This window comes from Phyllobacterium zundukense (assembly GCF_002764115.1).
In the GTDB taxonomy this organism is placed as follows: domain Bacteria; phylum Pseudomonadota; class Alphaproteobacteria; order Rhizobiales; family Rhizobiaceae; genus Phyllobacterium; species Phyllobacterium zundukense.
Genome location: NZ_CP017940.1, coordinates 3,002,336 through 3,020,096 on the forward strand (window position 1 = coordinate 3,002,336; position 17,761 = coordinate 3,020,096).

Genomic DNA, 17,761 nt, shown 5'->3' on the forward strand with positions numbered 1-17,761 from the left:
CGTCCTGTCATTGAGCCCTTTGCAGAGCCGGTTGCTGTAAACCATCACACGAAATGGTTCAAGAAAGGCTTAGGCCCTGTTTGGGCCATTCATGATTCCTCTTGGGAGGAACCGGGAGGTTTTTCGTCTGCGGCGACAATTCCCTCGTCGCGTTCATCGGCGTTCCCGGCCCGGCGCGAGCGCGATTGCTGCTTTCGCCGCGCCAGATTCGCCCGCAATTGTTCAGAACGCCGCTTCTCGCGGTTGATTTGCTCCGAATTCGGGCTTTTCGACGACGAAGTCATTAGTTGTCTCTCAAATCCTCAGAAAATTCAGTGCCATATCGGCCGTGAAAACCAGTGTTTTGGGCCCGTGCACATATTTTGCCACGAAGATTACGATTGCTTGCTTGCGATTTCGGTAATGATATGGCAGAAGTCCGCCGCGTTCGCAAATCGGCTGCGGTAGCTCAGTGGTAGAGCACTCCATTGGTAATGGAGAGGTCGAGAGTTCAATCCTCTCTCGCAGCACCAGTTTTTCAACTGATTTCAGCCAACTCCCCCAGCGTCCGTTCTGCTAAAGGTCCATCTGCGCAACCAGCGCGGCGAATTCCGCGCGGCTGGGCAAGGCGGCGAAGGCACCCGGACGTTGTGCCGTCAATGCTGCGGCACTTTGCGCGAGCGTGACGGATTGCTCGCGGTCGCGGCCTTCGGCTAGCATTGCCGCAAGCACGCCGCAAAAAGTGTCGCCGCAACCGGTCGTATCCACCGCTTCGATCCTGGGTGCCAGATAATGACGAAGTGTTCCATTGTCGAGAGCCAGGCATCCGCCCGCACCGAGGGTGACAATGGCAAACGCAACGCCGTGATCGCACAGCGCTGCGGCGGCTTCTGCAGGCTGGGAGAAGCCGGTGATGGTTTCCGCCTCACCGCTGTTGACGACGACAATGTCGCAGTGGGGCAGTAGCGGCTTCACGTTCCACCAGAGCGGGGCGGGATTGAACAGCGTTATCGCCCCGCGTGCCGATGCACCGACAAGGGCTGCCCTGGTGCTGGCACTGGTGAGGTTGCCCTGCAGGACCACCACATCGCCGGGTCCGGCGGTTGCCGCAAAGGTTTGCGCCATTGCTTCGGTGAACGCCGCCGCACAGCTGCCGGCGCTTGCAATGCTGTTTTCGCCGTCCGGCAGGACCATCAGCAGGGAGAAATCGGTTGGATGGGGCACCCGATGGAGCTCAAGCCCGGCGAGCCCTTCCACCTTGAGCGCGGCCGCGATCTCCTCACCCTGTGCATCGAGACCAATGGGCGCGTGAAAAATGACCGGGACACCCGTGCGCGCGGCGGCAACCGCCTGATTGAGACCTTTGCCGCCGGGCGCGCTGCCCGCACTGTCGCCGAGCAGGGTTTCACCCTGCAATGGCAATCGCGGCAGCCGGAGGGTCAGGTCGAGCGCAGCATTGCCGAGAACGAGCACGCGTCCCATGATTCTGTCAGCTCCGCGCTTTTTGGACGGCCTGCATGAACACGTTCAGCCGGTCCGGATCGACCTCATTCCACCAGGCGCCCTCGCGTTTCAGCCAGCTCGCAACAATGACGGCGTCCGCAACGGTGAAAATGTCGCCTATATTGTCGGGGGTCACCCCTGAACCGACGGCGACCGGCAGCGAAGTTCCCGACGCGATGGTCTGCAACTCCTCCATTGTGGCGGAATCGCCTGTCCGCTGACCCGTGGCGATGGCGACATCTGCGTCGAAGAACTCGTTGTCGCGCGCGAGCTCGGTGATGGTGCGGTCGCCAGTGATCGCGTGCGCGCCATGCTTGACATGCACATCGGCAAAGATGCGCACGGACCTGGCATGGAGCCACGCCCTGTAGCGAGCCGCCTCTCCTGCCGGACCATCGATCAGCCCCTCATTGGCCACATAGGCATTCGACCACTGATTGACGCGGACGAAAGCGGCACCGGCGGCCTTGGCGACGGCGATTGCCTGAACCGCGCCATTGGCGAGGATGTTGACACCGATGGGCAGACCGCTATGGCGGCGAACGGCGTCCGTCATGACTGCCATTGCCGCGGCCGTTTCCGGACCGAGGCGGTCTGGCTTGGCGAAAGGAATGTCGCCGTGGTTCTCGACAATCAGGCCATCGACACCGCCACCCTTGTACCGCCCGGCTTCCGCCACGGCAAAAGCGACGATGTCATCCATCGGTTCGCCATCGTAACTTGGCGAACCCGGCAGGGGCAGTGAATGGATCACGCCGATCACAGCCTTTCGCCGGCCGAAGATTTCCTGAATGGCATTCGGCTTGGCGCGATAGATGGATTTCGGTTGTGAGGGCGTATTCATGGCTGTGCTTTCCTGCGCTTCGTGAATTCGGTTTGAAGAGGTTGCGCCGCGAATGACGTGTTGAGTTCCGCCGGGTCCGTCATGATTGGGCGAGTCCGACATGAAAACTGTAGCGGTCCGCCCGATAGCGCAGAATGACGTGTTCGACAGGCAGGTTTGCCAACGCCCACGATGTGCGATGACAGACGAGGACGGCAGCCGGCTGCTTCAGTCCAAGGCTTCGCGCCGTAGCGGCATCGGCGATGGCGCCTTCGATCTTCTCATGCCCACCGGTCAATGCTATGCCCGCCACATCCTTGAGCCAGGCATAGAGCGAACCGCCGTCCAGGTCGGCCACCGTCGGCAGCCCGCTCCGTTCAAATACAGCAGGGGCAAGGTAAGTCAGCGATGTTGCCATCGGGCTGGCATCGGCGAGCAAGACGCGATCGATCTCCAGGACAGGGGAATTCGGCGCAAGTTTCAATTCCGCTGCGACTGCCGGACTTGCAATGGTGAGTTGCAGCGACCGCGTGTTGTAGCCCGGCTGCAGGCCCCGGACGCGCATATCCTGCGAAAAGGAAGAAAGGCGATTGAGCGGACGGGTGACGCGCGGCTCGATCACGATCGACCCGCGGCCGGACTTGCGCTTGATCAGCCCCTCCGTCTCAAGGTGGTCGAGCGCGGCGCGCGACGTGGTCCGGCTCACGCCGAAGCGTCTGTTCAGTTCCGCCTCTCCGGGCAAGACCGCACCGGGCCTGAATGTGCCATCTTCAATCGCACGCCGCAGCCGCTCCGCGATCTGCGACCACATCGGCACGGGTCCCTCGACAAGATCTGTTTCATGCCACATCATGCACCAAACAATATGACGTCATGACATTTGGATCAAGCATTTTAATTATTGGGGTTGTGGCTAGCCAAACTTTTCCAGTTCCTGCTTGAAACGTTCGACAAGCCATGTTCCAGCGGGTCCCAAAGGGCTGTCCACGGGATACAACGCCAACAGCGGATAGGCAGCTTCCGGATAGGGTTCAAGATTAAGAAGCACCAGCCTTCCCTCGGCGAGATCATCCTTCACCATCCATTTCGGCAGTCCACCCCAGCCCAAACCGGCCAAAATGAGATCATGCTTGGTGCTGACATCCGTGAGCCGCCAGGTTTTGTAAGCAAAAACGCCAAAATCCCGTCCTTTTGTCTGCTCACTCAGATCGGTGATCACAAGCTGGATATGATCACGAATGAATGACAGCGGCACGGGGCCCTCATACAGGGCGAGCGGATGATCAGGAGCAGCAACCGGTGTCATCGCGGTTTGCCCAACTTGAAGCAATACGAGTTCATCGTGGGTCTGCATTGGCGGGCCGCCAATGCCAAAATCGGCCTGTTTCTTGAGGACGAGGTCCCAGACCATCCCGAGTGCACCGACATGTACGCGCAGGCTAACCGTTGGAAACTGCACCTGGAACGCCTTGAGGACGCAGGTCAAGACCGGGGATGCCAATGAGACATCGATAGCAACAGCCACCTCGGCCTCAAGCCCCTGTTTCAGACCCTCGGCCCGGGAGCGCAAGCTCTGCAGAACGGAAACCATACGCCGTGCATCCTCAAGCATGGCCTTGCCCTCCTCGGTCAGACGCGGCTCCCGGGTTCCGCCGCGCTCGAAGAGCTGCAACTCAAGCTGCGCTTCCAGATTGGCTATCGTGTAACTGACGACCGACTGCGAACGATTGAGCCGACGTGCCGCTGCGGAGAAGCTTCCTGTCTCCGCCACCGCGACAAAGACCTGGAGTTGATCGAGCGTGGGGTTTGGTTGCACAGCCTAACCTATCGATAAGATAGATGGAATTAATCGATATTTTCCCAGTTTTTTAAATGGATGTCGAGAGCCAAATTACAGCCATCGGATTGTTCTCCCCCGAGACAACTCAACTGAAGGAACTTAGGCTATGTCTTCCATACTTCTCGTTACATCGAGCCCCCGTGGTGCGGCGTCCCATTCGACGCGCGTCGCAACCGAACTTGCCCAGAAGCTGCAGGCGAAAACACCGGGCGCGAAAATCGTTACGCACGATCTTGCAAATAACCCGCTTCCCCATATCGATGCTGATTACGCTACGGGCATTTATACACCTGTCGAGTCCCGCTCGGTCCGGCAGCAGAATGTCGTCGGCGTATCGGACTCGGTCGTCGACGAACTGCTTGCCGCTGATGCCGTTGTCATTGCCACCGGCATGATCAACTTCAATATTTCTTCGACGCTTAAGGCCTGGATCGACCATATTGCCCGCGCAGGCAGGACGTTCAGCTATGGCGCCGAGGGCCCGAAGGGTCTGGTAACCGGCAAGAAGGTCTATTTGGTAATTGCTTCCGGCGGCGTTTATTCGAGCGGCCCGGCCGCTGTGTTCGATCATGCAACACCATATCTGAAAGCAGCTCTCGGCTTCCTTGGCATGACCGACGTCGAAGTTGTTCGCGTTGAAGGTGTTGCCATGGGTCCTGAAGCAGAAGCAAAGGCGATTTCTTCTGCTCTCGAATACACCAGCGACCTGGCGCTCGCCGCCTAAGGGCATAGCGCTGATCGCGAAAGAGGCGGGCTTCTGGCCCGCCTCTTTTTTCTTATCAAGTTAAAATAGCTGCCCAGTATTACTTGCGCTGGGCTCGCTCGACGATATCGAGCCGCCTTAGTTGATCAAGAAGACTTTCAGGAACTGTATCCTCGACCTTGTACACGCCTGCGGCGCGTATTGCAGACCTGTACGACGCTTGGGAGATCTGTCGCCTCAGGATCCGTGATAGTTGTTTTTCGTAGGTACGGTCGATACCGTCCATATTGCAAAACTCCAACTTTGCCCTCGCAGTTTAAACCCCTGCGCTGCGAAGATGGTTCCCCTTTTCTAGACTTGAACGTTTTATGACAATGTGGCTCTGCGCCGCACCTGTTGCTTGTTCACATATATCAAGCCCGCCAGAAGCAAATAACTTACGCATGACGAGGACGGATCTCAGCGCCCTGAGTTGCGATGCTGCAATGCCTTTTCCCAACTCAAGGCAGACTCCACGATCGTATCGAGATCATCGAATTTTGGTTCCCAGCCGAGATCGCTGCGCGCCTTGCTGCTGTCGGCAACGACCGACGCTGCATCGCCAGGACGGGCACTCGTGAGGCGAGCATCGATGCGTGCGCCATGCACGCGCTCGACGCTCTCAATCACTTGCTTCACCGAATAGCCGCGGCCGTAGCCGCAATTGGCAACCATGCTGCTTCCGCCTGCACGGAGGCGCTCCAGGGCAAGGCGATGTGCGGCCACCAGGTCATTCACATGAATATAGTCCCTAACGCAGGTCCCGTCCGGCGTTGGATACTCATGGCCAAAGATTTCCATATAGCGGCGCTTGCCCAGCGCAGTCTCGCACGCAACCTTGATCAGGTGCGTGGCGCCTCGCGTCGACTGGCCCGTACGCCCCTTGATGTCCGCACCGGCAACGTTGAAATAGCGCAACGCCGTATAATGAAAATCATGCGCTGCGGCGGTGTCGCGCAGCATCCATTCGGTCATGAGCTTGGACACGCCGTAAGGGGATTGGGGCTGGGGTACGGCCTCCTCGGTGACGGGGGTCATGCCGCCATCGCCATAAACAGCCGCCGTGGATGAGAAAATAAAGTTCTTCACATCGGATTTGACCACGGATTCGATCAGTGACCGCGTCTTAGATGTGTTGTTTTCGTAGTATGTCAGCGGGTCCCGGACGGAATCAGGAACGACAACCGAGCCGGCAAAATGAATGACCGCATCGACATAATTGCGTTCGATGGTTTGGCGGACGAGACTCTGATCGGCGATATCGCCAACGATCAGCTTCGCTTCGGCAGGTACCGCCCAGTCGAAACCGGTGGACAACCGGTCAAGGACAACGACAGATTCCCCAGCATCAAGCAATTCCCAGACCATATGGCTGCCGATATATCCGGCACCACCGGTCACAAGCACTGTCATAGCCACAGCCCCTCAATCTCCCATTACGCCGCCCTGTGCTTATCTTGCCGCATTTAAGCAGGTGTGCAAAGCTGACGCCGATCTCATTCCGATGCAATAGCAATCTTACGCAAGGTGAACGACAAGAATGGCCTCTTCCGCCGATATACGACCTGAATTCGCAACAAATCGTATCAACCTTGCCTCGGCTGGGCTCGGCGCTCAGGCCATTTTTGCTACGGACGATTTTTTCGCGCCGGTGGAACGCATGCTTTACGATGCTCCTGCCGTCTTCATTCCCGACAAATATGATGATCACGGCAAGTGGATGGACGGTTGGGAATCCCGCCGCAAGCGTGGCCCCGGCCACGACTTCGCCGTCATAAAACTTGCCGCCCCCGGCATTGTTCACGGATTCGATGTCGATACGAGCCATTTCACCGGCAACTATCCCCCCGCTTGCTCGATTGAGGCATGCCGTACCGAGGGCGAGCCAAACGATTCAACGGCGTGGACGGAAGTGTTACCGCAGAGTCCTCTCGGGCCTTCAGACAGTCACTTTTTCGCAAGCACCAACAGGGATGTCTGGACGCATCTGCGTTTACATATCTATCCCGATGGAGGGGTCGCACGTTTGCGCGTCTATGGCGAACCCTGGCGCGACTGGTCCAACGTTCCCGCCACTGAAGAGGTTGATCTTGCATCGGCACTGAACGGTGGACGCGTCGTCGCCTATTCGGACGCGCATTATGGCGCACTGCATCGGCTCCTGTCGCCAGGCCGCGGCATCAACATGGGCGATGGATGGGAAACCCGGCGGCGGCGTGAACCCGGCAATGACTGGATCATTGTCCAACTCGGCCATGCTGGCCAGATCAGTCGCATTGTCGTCGATACCGCACACTACAAGGGCAATTACCCGGACCGGTGTTCGCTCCACGGCGCTGATCTCGGTGCAATCTCAGGCGGACTGACCCAGTCGGTCGTGACCTCGTCCATGTTCTGGCCGGAAATACTCCCTGAAAAGAAACTATCGATGGATGCCGTGCACGATTTCGGCGCAGGTGACCTCGTCGCGTCAAATCGGGTCACACATGTGCGCCTCAACATTTTCCCGGATGGGGGCGTCAGCCGTTTGCGCGTTTTCGGTACGATTTGACGATTTTTGTCCAGCTTCAACATTTAGTGGTTAGAGTTTCGCCAAAGCCGTGGCAAATTGCCCATATTCTCATCATGGATTTTACTGGGCAAAAACGCTAGTAAGTTCATGATATAGGAGCAATTCATGGACTATCGTCGGTTTTTCGAAGACGCGATTGACCAGTTGCACGCTGAAAAGCGCTACCGGGTCTTTGCTAATCTGGAACGGATCGTGGGTAAGTTTCCGCGTGCGATATGGCGTACGGCGGATGCAGCGCGCGAAATCACCGTCTGGTGCTCAAACGATTATCTCGGCATGGGCCAGCATCCGGCGGTCATCGCTGCTATGCACGATGCATCCAGTCGCATGGGCTCCGGCGCCGGCGGCACGCGCAACATCTCTGGCAACAATCATCCGCTGGTTGAACTCGAAAACGAGTTGGCCGATCTTCACCAGAAGGAAGCGGGCCTGGTCTTCACCTCCGGATTTGTTTCCAACGAAGCATCGATCTCGACAATCGCGAGACTCCTGCCGAATTGCCTCATCCTTTCCGATGAGTTGAATCACGCCTCCATGATCGAAGGCGTGCGCCGTTCCGGTGCGGAAAAGAAGATTTTCCGCCACAACGACCTCGCTCATCTGGAAGAGTTGCTGAAAGCGGCTGGCAAGGAGCGCGCCAAGCTCATCGTGTTCGAATCGATCTATTCGATGGATGGCGACATCGCTCCGGTCGCAGCCATTGCTGACCTTGCGGAAAAATATAACGCCATGACCTATATCGATGAGGTCCATGCCGTTGGCATGTATGGCAATCGCGGCGGTGGCATCACCGACCGCGAAGGGCTGTCGGACCGAATCGACATCATTGAAGGCACGTTAGCCAAGGCTTTCGGTACACTCGGCGGTTATATCGCTGGCCCGAAGACGGTAATCGATGCAGTGCGTTCCTACGCGCCAGGCTTCATCTTTACCACGGCGCTTCCGCCGGTTATCGCGGCAGCAGCAACGCAGTCGATCCGCCATCTCAAAGTGTCGCAGGAAGAGCGCCGGATGCATCAGTGTCAGGCCCAGCTTACCAAAAATGTGCTGGCGCAGGCCAATCTGCCGGTGATGAAATCAGAGACCCACATCATTCCGATCCATGTGGGCGACCCCGAGCTGTGCAAGAAGGCCAGCGACCGTCTGCTCGAGCTCCATGGCATCTACATTCAGCCGATCAACTATCCAACCGTACCACGTGGAACTGAACGTCTGCGTATCACGCCGACACCGTTCCATACGAACGAACTCGTGGTCGAGCTGAAGGACGCATTGGTCGAAGTCTGGACAGCACTCGGCATTCCGTTTTCCAAGGATAGTGCTCCGGCGGTTGAAACCAGTGAACGCGTTGTGACGCTTGCTGTGTCAAAGGCCGGCGGCTAGAGCAAGTTTTTTCACCTACTGGCGAATTTAGAACCGGCGTTTCATTCTGAGGCGCCGGTTTCCGTATCTGCGCGTAGCCAGCGGGCAAGAAATGGCACTGCAAAAGCAATCATCAGGAACCGCACCACATGGTGAGAGGCGACGTAGGATGGGTCGACGCCAAGTGAAAATGCAATCACGGTGAGAGCCTCCAGCGCGCCAGGCGCAAAGGCGAGCGCAATTTGCGCAGGATGGATATCAAGCCAATACCAGACCATGAAGGCGGCGAAAAAGGAGGCCACTGTCCCGATCAAAAAGGCACACAGCGCCGCCGGCAAATAACGCAGAAGCTGGGATCGATGTTCGGCGCCGACGCGCGAACCGATCAGGACGCCAAGCACGATCAAGCCAATATCGGCAATCGAGCGCGGCACCACCGCCGTGACGATGGACGTGGCGTGCAAGAGTGCGCTTGCCACGAGAGCCCCAAGCATCATACCGCCCGGAACGCGGCTGAAATGCCCGAGAACTGCGCCAGCCAAACCGCAAATAAGCAAGACCAATGCTTCCTGCACCGTCCAATCATAATTCAGTTCCACGACGACATGCGGTGCATTCTTGGCGATGATGGCGAGAAGCGGCGCCAGAAAGCCGATCAACAGCAACAGCCGGACACATTGGATCACCGTGATCTTAACCATATTGGCCTTCGTCCCCATGGCCGCAACGAGAACAAAGGACAGGGCACCAGGCAATGATGAAAACAGGGCTGTCGGTCCGTCCCATCCAAATCCCTTGCGCAGCATCAAATAGGTGGCTCCCGTCACCAGAACGAGCGCGACGAACAGCATCATGAAACTGACAGGCCATGAAACCATTTGATTGATGGTGTCCGGGGAAACGCCGGAACCGGCTTGGATACCAAGCGTGAAGAACACAAAAACCCGCAGCCAGTCGGGCAGATGCATACGAATGCCGGATAGCGATGCCGCAGTCACGGCAATCGTCGACCCGAGCAAAAAAGGAATAGGCAGGCCGATCAGCTTTGCGATCAATGCGCCCGCAGCTGAAATTAACAGTGAAAGGATAGCGGCCTGGGTGTTGTTGAGATGTAGGAAGTTTGACGTCAACGTTTCCGGATCCAGTCTGCGAGGCGATCGGCTGCCTCCTCGACCTGATCTAACCGTCTGGCAAAGCAGAGCCGCAGGAAGGCGGCGCCACCATCCCCAAAAGCCGTGCCGGGTGCAAGGCCAACTTTTGCCTCGTCGACAATATCGAAGGCCGCGCGATAGGAATCCGTGATGCCTTCAATGCCGAATAGCAGATAAAATGCACCCGCCGGCGGCGACAGGCGCACCCTGCCCGTTGCGCTGAGTTTCGCGCAGAGAATGTCACGCGCCTTGTGGGCGCGCTCTACCTGCATGCGAATGAAGTCGTCGCCCTGCTCAAGTGCAGCGACGGCACCGCGTTGCATGAACTGCGCAACACCGGATGTCGAATACTGGATCAGATTTTCCATCGTCTTGCCGAGCGATGGATGCACGACCAACCAGCCAACGCGCCAGCCCGTCATTGCCCAGTTCTTCGAAAAACTGTTGACGAAGATAATGCGGTCGTCAGTATCCATGACATCAAGGAAAGATGGCGCGCGGCGTGCACCATAGTAAAAATGCGCGTAGATTTCATCGGCGATGATCCACAGCCCATGGTGACGGGCGATGGCGAGGATTTCCCTGAGCGTATCGATATCGGCAGTCCAGCCGGATGGATTGGACGGCGTGTTGATGAACAGTGCCTTTGTCCTTGGCGTGATGGCGTCACGTATTTTCTGCGGATCGAGGCCCCAGCCGTTACCGGTAAAATCCTGTGTGACCGGGATTGGCGTTGCCCCGGCAATACCGGCGGCTGCGGCGAAATTCGGCCAGGCGGGCGAGATATAGACAACCTCATCTCCCGCTCCTGCGGTCGCCTGGATGGCCAACTGGATCGCCTGCATGCCTGAACCCGTGACATAGAAATGCTCGACAGGCAGGTCGGCGTTGAAGTGGCGCTTGTAATAATCCGCAAGGGCCTGGCGCAGTTCGGGGATACCGGCCTGCCACGTGTAGAACGTCTCGCCATTGGCAAGACCATCGCTTGCCGCGTCACGGATAAAGTCAGGTGTCGGAAGATCGCCCTCACCCGCCCAGAGCGGAATCACCCCGTCCTGACGCCGGCCGTGATTCATAACGGCAACAATGCCGCTTTCCGGCGCGACAGCAGCTTCATGGCGTAAATGCTCGATAAGGCCCATTCGATTTTCTCCACTGGCTTTCGTGGCAGACCTATCGCAACAGACCCGGTTTGGCACGCATATATTTGTGATGTTCCCATCAGTGGAAATGATGGGCTGCTGACAAATAACTGACAGAGATTCATACAAAAACCCCGACGCAAGACCGGGTTTTTTGCAGCAAAAATTACGGCTTAGCGTTTGGCGAGCAGATCGCGGATCTCGGTGAGAAGTATCTCTTCCTTCTTCGGAGCAGGATCGGCAGCAGCTTCCTTCTTCTTGAAACGGTTCATGGCCTTGACCACCATGAACAAGACCCATGCGATGATGAGGAAGTTGATGAGAAGGGTGATGAAGTTACCATAAGCAATCGTTGCACCGGCTTCCCTCGCGGCAGTCAATGTTGGAGCGGGCGCACCCGATAGCTGGAAGTACAGGTTGGAAAAATCGATGCCACCTGTCAGCAGACCGATGATGGGCATGAAGAGGTCAGCCACAATCGACTCAACCAGTCTGCCAAAGGCACCACCGATGATCACACCGATGGCGAGATCAACCATGTTGCCCTTCAAGGCAAATTCTTTGAATTCCTTCAGCATGATATACCACTCTCCAGTATTCTGTGTTAATGCGAATTATTGTCCTCGGATATGCTGTCCCAAGCACGGCCGGACAGTAACAGAAGTTTTGAGAATATTAACTAGAAGTTTGATTGTTCTACCGGTTTTAAGGATTGCATTGGCGACTAGGTTGCAACGCCATTGACGGGAAAGTCTACTTGAACCGAAGCGATTGACGCCTACTGACGGAAGGTTAAGGCCCATGGCGGGCTTGACTGGAATACCTATCGCACTGTTATACTTCCTGCTGCAGTATTGGACGATCACATCCGTTGATCGTCAGGCTGAAGCCAAAGCCAATCATTCGCGTCCGCTCGTCTATTCATTGAGTGTCGCAGCGAGCGGCAGTTCGTGGTTGTACTATGGCTCCACAGGTTATGCCGCGGAAAACGGGATCGAATTTGTCGGACTTTATGTCGGCATTGTTCTGGCCTTCACCCTTGGCTCCCTCTCTTGCGCAAGATCGTCGACTTGGCGAGGTCGGAAGGCATCAGGTCGATCTCCGATTTTATTGGAGCACGCTATGGCAAGAGTTTTTCGGTCGCCGCGCTGGTAACACTGATAACAACCATTGGCCTCATTCCCTACATTTCACTGCAGATGACGGCAATCCACTATCTGTCGGAATTTACGATCCGCACAGTAACGGCGCGCACGGGCACCAACATTTGCTGATTGCGTTACTGGTCGCCTGTATCGGTCTTTTCGCTGTTTCCTACAGTGCAAGGTCGACCCATTTTGCGGAGCGCTATGATGGCCTGATCCATGCTCTTGCACTTGGCTCAGTCATCAAATTTGTGGCGTTCCTGCTGGTTGGGGTTTCAACGATCACCTTACTCTTCGGATATCCTACAGACATCCTTAATCGTGTCGTGATGCAACAGGCAGAAATTCCGGCACTCCAAAGGAGTATCTCCGTTGGCAATCTCTGCGGGCTGATCCTCATAGGCGCCTCATCGGTGCTGCTCTTGCCTAGCCAGTTCTATGTGACAGTCGTGGAGAACAAAAGCGACCGAGAGTTGCGCATGGCCCAGTGGTTTATTCCGGTATCCCTCCTCATTGCGGGGCTGTTTGTCCTTCCGCTTGCGATGGTCGGGCCAATCGTTCTTGCGGACCACTCATCCGCAGATTTCTACTTTCTGTCACTGCCGCTTCATGCAGGACAATATTGGCTCGGAATCATTGCTTTGCCGGCGGATTGTCGGCGGCTACCACAATGGTGGTTTTTCCGTCCATCCTGCTGTCGATCATGATTTCAAACGATCTTCTTTTACCTGTGCTGCTAAAGCGGGCGGCCACGATCTCGCCAGGGGAATCAAGGGATTTTACCAGGACAATTCCCAATCTGAGGCGCGCCGCGGTCATAGGAATTCTTCTAACGGCCTTTGCCTACCAGTTGACAATCTATGGGCATGTGGATTTTGCCGGATTGGCGCTCATTTCCGCGATCGCCATGATGCAGCTTCTTCCGCCATTTCTCGGTGGACTAATCTGGCGCAGCGGCACCGTGAGGGGGGCACGCTGGGGCATGCTCAGCGGCTTCTTTGTCTGGGTTTACACAATGGCCCTGCCTACCATGCTCGACCGGACCTCACCTCTGCTTACGGATGGTCCATTCGGGTGGCTGGCCCTTAGGCCGCAAGCGCTGTTTGGCCTGGAGGCCAGCGACTACGTCAATGGACTTGTGTGGAGCCTCTCCGCCAATTTGGCGCTTTTCATCGTCGGCTCGCTTTCACGAAGCGCAACCCCGCTCGAGCGCATCCAGGCGGCTATTTTCATACCCGAAAATGCAGTATCGCTGAATGTACTCGGGAATCTTCAACCCAGCGTCACGATCGATCAACTGAAAGCGACAATATCGAAATATATCGGTGTCGAGCAGACCGATCTTGCGTTCAATTCCTATCACAAGCAGGAAAACATCGTTCTTGAGGGCAGTGATCCTGCCGATTTCAAGACAGTTCATTTCTCGGAGCAACTCCTGTCCGGTATTGTCGGTTCGCCGTCAGCGCGCATGATCCTTTCACTTGCCATGGGGCCGACGGGCTTGGCACAGCGTCAAGCCCAGATATTGCTTGACCACGCCACCGACGCGCTGGCGCAGAACCGCACCCTTTTGCAGACTGCTCTGGATCAGATGGATCAGGGCATCTGCGTTTTCGATCCACAGTATCGGCTCAGTTGCTGGAACACCCAATTCCGCCTCATCCTTGATCTCCCAAAGGAACTGCAGCGGATGGGTACTCCTCTCAGCCACATTGCATCCAGTCTCCATGGTCGCGGTGATCTGATGGATTTCACTGCTCAGACCTTCACAGAACAATTCACCAGCTTTGCCGCGCCATGGCGCATCAATCTCAAAAGAACCGGCCAGACGATTGAAATTCGTTCGAATTCCATGCCGGACGGTGGCCTCGTGACCACCTTTACCGATGTGACGAGCGCGGTGAAAGCAGACAATCTCTTGCGCCAGACAAACGAGTCGCTGGAACTGCGCGTACGCGATCGTACAACCGAGCTGACGCTTGCAAACCAGCAATTGGCCAAGGCACAACGGCGCGCCGAAGAGGCCAATATTGGCAAGACCCGTTTCCTTGCAGATGCCGGACACGATATTCTTCAGCCCTTGAATGCAGCCCGCCTCTACTCATCGTCTCTGATGGAACGGCTTGGAGATTCACGCGAGAAGGAACTCGTCAACAATGTCGACTCCTCGCTTGAAGCCGTCGAGGCAATCATCAACGCATTGCTCGATATTTCGCGATTGGATACAGGTGCGCTGAAGCCCGTCATCTCGGTTTTCCGCCTTGATACGCTGCTGCAACAGATTGCCCGGGATTTCTCGCCCGTAGCGCAGGAGAAGGGCTTGGAACTGCGTGTTGTCATGAGTTCCGCAGTGGTGATGACCGATCGCAACCTCCTCAGACGCCTCATCCAGAATCTCGTATCGAATGCCATCAAATACTGCGGATCGGGCAAGGTTCTGGTGGGGACGCGCCGCCACGGCAAATCGGTCGAATTGCAGGTTTTCGACACCGGAATTGGCATCCCCCAAGCCAAGCTGGAGTATATTTTTCGAGAGTTTGCCCGGCTTTCGGAGGGAATGAAGGAATCGGACGGGCTTGGGCTTGGTCTTTCCATCGTAGAGCGCATCGCGAAAGTTCTCGATCTGCGCGTCGTCGTCCGTTCGGCAATCGGCAAGGGATCCGTGTTTTCGGTTACCATGCCGGTTTCCAGCACGCCCGCAATGCCTGCACATGAAGAACAACGGGCAGTACGTCCTTCCAGCGCCCTAACCGGACTGCTGGTCATCTGTATCGACGACAACGAGCAATCTCTTGCCGGTATGCGCGAACTGCTGACGACATGGGGCTGCGACGTCATGTCCCTGAGTGGTGGCAAAGCCTTGCGAACCTATTGCCTTGAAAACAAACGAGCCCCCGATGTTCTGCTCGCCGATTACAATCTCGCAGATGAAAACGGCCTTGATCTCATCGGTTTTACCCGTGGCCATTTTGATCATCATATACAAGCAGCCCTGGTCACAGCGGACCGCTCGGACCAGGTTCGAGAGCGCGCAAGCGCAGAAGACATCTCCATCATCAACAAGCCGGTTCGTCCGGCAATCTTGCGCGCGCTCCTCTCGCACTTTCGCCACGCAATGGCCGCCGAATAATTTGCTCTAATGCAGATCAGTTAGGAAGCATCGGCGGGCTGCGGGCCTTCCTTGAACCGTGCCAGCCTGATAACCGCCTGCGTGCGGCTTTCCACGCCGAGCTTGTACAACACAGCCGACACATGCGCTTTGATCGTCGCTTCAGAAACGTTGAGTTCGTGCGCGATCTGCTTGTTCAGCATCCCGTCCGCCATCATGCCCAGGACCCGTCCCTGTTGCGGCGTCAACTTGCGCATGCACCGAATCAAATCAACCATTTCGGGATCGAGTTCACCTTCGTCATCTCCGCCCAGGGGAGACCACACGCCTCCGTCCAGAACCGTCTGAACAGCCTGATTGATAACTTCCGGGCTGGCCGATTTCGGAATGAAGCCGGATGCGCCAAGCGCCAGAGCGGCGCGGATCGTTACGGGATCGTCTGTAGCGGATAATTGCGATTGGCACCGAGGGCTGCAATGCTCGCAGGCTGATAAGGCCAGCAAGTCCCCCCACCCCCTGCAAGGACAGATCGAGCAGAACGAGATCGATATCGGTTGAGTCCCGGATCAGCGTTTTTGCGCTTTCCAGATCGCCAATCTCGACAATGTCAGCATTCGTCTTCGAGGAGGAAAGCGCCAGTCGCAGCGCCCCTCTGAACAAGGGATGATCATCGACAATAACAAATCTATATTTCATAGTTGAAAAGTCCTTATGTGCTGAAATCACAGCGGTCGTAATCCAAAAGCTCTAATCCTAACGACTAAATCCAATTCGCCTGATATATCAAGAGCAATTTGGCGCGCGTTAAAGTTTTAAATGGCGTCAAAGGTCCAACCGCTAAGGCTAGCTCATTCATTTGCCTTGGCAAAACCGTATTCCCGAGCGATTATTTGTTGTGGGGAATATTTTTTGAAAGTGGGATGCATGATTACAAATACTCTTTACCCTGAGAACCAGCCCTATTTGGAACAGATGCTTGAAGTGTCTGAACTGCACAGCATTCATCTGGAGGAATGCGGCAATCCTGACGGTAAACCCGTAATCATGATCCATGGGGGACCCGGCGGCGGGATCAATCCTATAATGCGGCGCCTACACGACCCGGAGCGCTACCGTATCATCCTCTTCGATCAGCGCGGCTGCGGGAAATCAACGCCGCATGCAGAACTGGAGGAAAACACGACCTGGGATCTGGTCGCCGACATGGAGCGTATTCGCAATCATTTGGGCATCGACAAGTGGCAGGTTTTCGGCGGCTCCTGGGGCTCGACGCTCGGTCTGGCCTACGCACAGACGCATCCCGCACAAGTAAGCGAACTGATCCTGCGCGGCATCTTCATGATCCGGCGTTTCGAGATCGAATGGTTCTATTCGAATGGTGCGAGCATCATCTATCCCGATCGTTTCGAAGCCTATCAGGAGCACATTCCTGAGGAGGAACGCGGCGACATGATTGCCGCCTATTACAAACGCCTGACGGATCCGGATCCCAGTGTCCGTTTGGCCGCCGCCAAATTATGGGCGCGGTGGGAAGGTTCGGCTCTCTCCCTGCTCCCTGATCCGGCGCGCGAAGAGGCTTTCGCCAGCGATCATTTCGCCATCGCTTTCGCCCGAATCGAATGTCATTACTTCTATAACAAGGGCTTTTTCGACACCGACGATCAGTTGCTGCGCAACGCACATCTGATCCGCGAGATTCCTGGCATCATTGTGCATGGCCGCTACGATATGTGCACGCCTTTGCTTAATGCCTGGCATCTGAAAAAGGTCTGGCCGGAGGCAGATCTGCGCATTGTGGAAGATGCGGGGCACGCGGTCAGCGAACCCGGCATCGTTCATGAATTGGTCGCTGCGACGAGGCGGTTTGCCGCCTGACGTTCGTCTTGCAACCGGCCGGAATTGGCCGGTTGCTTCCCCCTAAGCCGCCAGATGCTTGCGCTGCGACTTGACAACCCAGAGGTGACCAAACGGATCGGTCAGCACGCCGGCGCGATCACCACTGTCCAGCGTTTCGACCTCATTGCGCAAACTGCCGCCTTCGGCGACTGCATGGTGCATCACCCGGTCAACATCGTCCACATGGATATCAAGCATGACAGGCGTTGCGCCAATGGCGTGAACCGACCGCGGACCGCCGAGTGAAGCGTCCGCATCGCGCTTGGGATTGGCACCGACAATCATGATCACCGACGCACCCATGCGCAATTCGGCAGCAATCAGTTCGCCGTTGTGCAGATAAGGGTAGCCGACAACTTTGGCGCCGAAGACATTTTCATAGAAATCCAGGGCTTTCTGCTGGTCTCCATGGCGTACAAAAAGCCTTATCGATACCTCTCCAATCAGTGTTGGCACTGCAATCATCTTACCGCTCCTAGAGAAGAATCCCGAGCGAC

The 17,761-nt window shown here is 56.4% G+C and carries 17 protein-coding genes, 1 tRNA gene and 1 pseudogene; 8 read left to right on the forward strand and 11 right to left on the reverse strand.

The features are described from left to right. Positions 1-89: 89 nt before the first annotated feature. Entirely contained in the window at positions 90-284 is a 195-nt protein-coding gene (locus tag BLM14_RS31845) for a hypothetical protein (protein WP_100000144.1), read from the reverse strand. Between the two features lie 153 nt (positions 285-437). Here BLM14_RS31845 and BLM14_RS15060 point away from each other — a divergent pair. Further along, positions 438-512, forward strand: a tRNA-Thr gene (locus BLM14_RS15060). A 43-nt stretch (positions 513-555) separates the two neighbouring features. Here BLM14_RS15060 and BLM14_RS15065 read toward each other — a convergent pair. From BLM14_RS15065 to BLM14_RS15080, 4 genes are all read right to left on the reverse strand, one after another. Next, a complete protein-coding gene (locus BLM14_RS15065) occupies positions 556-1,461 on the reverse strand; it encodes a PfkB family carbohydrate kinase (RefSeq protein WP_100000145.1) in 906 nt (301 codons plus the stop codon). A 7-nt stretch (positions 1,462-1,468) separates the two neighbouring features. After that, entirely contained in the window at positions 1,469-2,326 is an 858-nt protein-coding gene (locus BLM14_RS15070; RefSeq protein ID WP_100000146.1) for a BtpA/SgcQ family protein, read from the reverse strand. Positions 2,327-2,405: 79 nt separating this feature from the next. Further along, positions 2,406-3,116: a GntR family transcriptional regulator gene (locus tag BLM14_RS15075; protein ID WP_162293164.1), complete on the reverse strand. Its 711-nt coding sequence runs from the start codon at positions 3,114-3,116 to the stop codon at positions 2,406-2,408. 102 nt (positions 3,117-3,218) lie between these two features. After that, positions 3,219-4,121, reverse strand: coding sequence for a LysR family transcriptional regulator (locus BLM14_RS15080; protein WP_100000148.1), 903 nt, complete (start codon positions 4,119-4,121; stop codon positions 3,219-3,221). Between the two features lie 130 nt (positions 4,122-4,251). Between BLM14_RS15080 and BLM14_RS15085 the strand changes: the two genes are divergently transcribed. Continuing rightward, the gene (locus BLM14_RS15085) at positions 4,252-4,869 is read left to right on the forward strand and encodes an FMN-dependent NADH-azoreductase (protein ID WP_100000149.1); all 618 of its coding nucleotides are present in this window, start codon (positions 4,252-4,254) and stop codon (positions 4,867-4,869) included. Between the two features lie 438 nt (positions 4,870-5,307). On the opposite strand, the gene galE is transcribed toward BLM14_RS15085, so the two are convergent. Further along, on the reverse strand, positions 5,308-6,300 hold the full coding sequence (gene galE, locus BLM14_RS15095; protein ID WP_100000151.1) for a UDP-glucose 4-epimerase GalE: 993 nt from the start codon (positions 6,298-6,300) through the stop codon (positions 5,308-5,310). A gap of 127 nt (positions 6,301-6,427) precedes the next feature. On the opposite strand from galE, the gene alc reads away from it, so the two are divergent. Both alc and hemA read left to right on the forward strand, forming a co-directional pair. Then, positions 6,428-7,438 carry an allantoicase gene (alc, locus tag BLM14_RS15100; RefSeq protein ID WP_100000152.1) on the forward strand — a complete coding sequence of 337 codons (1,011 nt, stop codon included), beginning with the start codon at positions 6,428-6,430 and terminating at the stop codon, positions 7,436-7,438. 126 nt (positions 7,439-7,564) lie between these two features. Further along, a complete protein-coding gene (gene hemA / locus BLM14_RS15105) occupies positions 7,565-8,842 on the forward strand; it encodes a 5-aminolevulinate synthase (RefSeq protein WP_100000153.1) in 1,278 nt (425 codons plus the stop codon). 41 nt (positions 8,843-8,883) lie between these two features. On the opposite strand, the gene BLM14_RS15110 is transcribed toward hemA, so the two are convergent. From BLM14_RS15110 to mscL, 3 genes are all read right to left on the reverse strand, one after another. Beyond that, the gene (locus BLM14_RS15110) at positions 8,884-9,951 is read right to left on the reverse strand and encodes an AbrB family transcriptional regulator (protein WP_157929542.1); all 1,068 of its coding nucleotides are present in this window, start codon (positions 9,949-9,951) and stop codon (positions 8,884-8,886) included. Beyond that, positions 9,948-11,114, reverse strand: a complete 1,167-nt coding sequence (locus BLM14_RS15115) for a pyridoxal phosphate-dependent aminotransferase (protein WP_100000155.1) — start codon at positions 11,112-11,114, stop codon at positions 9,948-9,950. Before BLM14_RS15115 ends, BLM14_RS15110 begins: the two co-directional genes overlap by 4 nt. 173 nt (positions 11,115-11,287) lie before the next feature. Next, positions 11,288-11,692: a large conductance mechanosensitive channel protein MscL gene (gene mscL / locus BLM14_RS15120; protein WP_100000156.1), complete on the reverse strand. Its 405-nt coding sequence runs from the start codon at positions 11,690-11,692 to the stop codon at positions 11,288-11,290. Between the two features lie 474 nt (positions 11,693-12,166). Between mscL and BLM14_RS15125 the strand changes: the two genes are divergently transcribed. The 3 genes from BLM14_RS15125 to BLM14_RS15135 are packed head-to-tail and all read left to right on the forward strand — an operon-like array spanning position 12,167 to position 15,389. Continuing rightward, positions 12,167-12,388: a hypothetical protein gene (locus tag BLM14_RS15125; protein ID WP_100000157.1), complete on the forward strand. Its 222-nt coding sequence runs from the start codon at positions 12,167-12,169 to the stop codon at positions 12,386-12,388. After that, positions 12,382-12,966: a hypothetical protein gene (locus BLM14_RS15130; protein ID WP_100000158.1), complete on the forward strand. Its 585-nt coding sequence runs from the start codon at positions 12,382-12,384 to the stop codon at positions 12,964-12,966. Before BLM14_RS15125 ends, BLM14_RS15130 begins: the two co-directional genes overlap by 7 nt. Next, positions 12,930-15,389, forward strand: coding sequence for a hybrid sensor histidine kinase/response regulator (locus tag BLM14_RS15135; RefSeq protein WP_100000159.1), 2,460 nt, complete (start codon positions 12,930-12,932; stop codon positions 15,387-15,389). The genes BLM14_RS15130 and BLM14_RS15135 overlap by 37 nt, the downstream gene beginning before the upstream one ends. 20 nt (positions 15,390-15,409) lie before the next feature. Here the strand turns inward: BLM14_RS15135 and BLM14_RS15140 are convergent. Then, a pseudogene (locus BLM14_RS15140) lies at positions 15,410-16,064 on the reverse strand (response regulator transcription factor). Positions 16,065-16,292: 228 nt separating this feature from the next. Here BLM14_RS15140 and pip point away from each other — a divergent pair. Next, positions 16,293-17,243, forward strand: a complete 951-nt coding sequence (pip, locus tag BLM14_RS15145) for a prolyl aminopeptidase (protein WP_100000160.1) — start codon at positions 16,293-16,295, stop codon at positions 17,241-17,243. Positions 17,244-17,285: 42 nt separating this feature from the next. Here the strand turns inward: pip and BLM14_RS15150 are convergent, their stop codons facing one another. After that, positions 17,286-17,729 carry a VOC family protein gene (locus tag BLM14_RS15150; RefSeq protein ID WP_100000161.1) on the reverse strand — a complete coding sequence of 148 codons (444 nt, stop codon included), beginning with the start codon at positions 17,727-17,729 and terminating at the stop codon, positions 17,286-17,288. Between the last annotated feature and the right edge of the window lie 32 nt (positions 17,730-17,761).

Excerpts from the sequence above, each read along its gene's own strand:
- BLM14_RS31845 (WP_100000144.1), bottom strand. The coding sequence starts at position 284 with ATGACTTCGTCGTCGAAAAGCCCGAATTCGGAGCAAATCAACCGCGAG.
- BLM14_RS15065 (WP_100000145.1), bottom strand. The coding sequence starts at position 1,461 with ATGGGACGCGTGCTCGTTCTCGGCAATGCTGCGCTCGACCTGACCCTC.
- BLM14_RS15070 (WP_100000146.1), bottom strand. The coding sequence starts at position 2,326 with ATGAATACGCCCTCACAACCGAAATCCATCTATCGCGCCAAGCCGAAT.
- BLM14_RS15075 (WP_162293164.1), bottom strand. The coding sequence starts at position 3,116 with ATGTGGTCGCAGATCGCGGAGCGGCTGCGGCGTGCGATTGAAGATGGC.
- BLM14_RS15085 (WP_100000149.1), top strand. The coding sequence starts at position 4,252 with ATGTCTTCCATACTTCTCGTTACATCGAGCCCCCGTGGTGCGGCGTCC.
- galE (WP_100000151.1), bottom strand. The coding sequence starts at position 6,300 with ATGACAGTGCTTGTGACCGGTGGTGCCGGATATATCGGCAGCCATATG.
- alc (WP_100000152.1), top strand. The coding sequence starts at position 6,428 with ATGGCCTCTTCCGCCGATATACGACCTGAATTCGCAACAAATCGTATC.
- hemA (WP_100000153.1), top strand. The coding sequence starts at position 7,565 with ATGGACTATCGTCGGTTTTTCGAAGACGCGATTGACCAGTTGCACGCT.
- BLM14_RS15115 (WP_100000155.1), bottom strand. The coding sequence starts at position 11,114 with ATGGGCCTTATCGAGCATTTACGCCATGAAGCTGCTGTCGCGCCGGAA.
- mscL (WP_100000156.1), bottom strand. The coding sequence starts at position 11,692 with ATGCTGAAGGAATTCAAAGAATTTGCCTTGAAGGGCAACATGGTTGAT.
- BLM14_RS15135 (WP_100000159.1), top strand. The coding sequence starts at position 12,930 with ATGGTGGTTTTTCCGTCCATCCTGCTGTCGATCATGATTTCAAACGAT.
- pip (WP_100000160.1), top strand. The coding sequence starts at position 16,293 with ATGATTACAAATACTCTTTACCCTGAGAACCAGCCCTATTTGGAACAG.
- BLM14_RS15150 (WP_100000161.1), bottom strand. The coding sequence starts at position 17,729 with ATGATTGCAGTGCCAACACTGATTGGAGAGGTATCGATAAGGCTTTTT.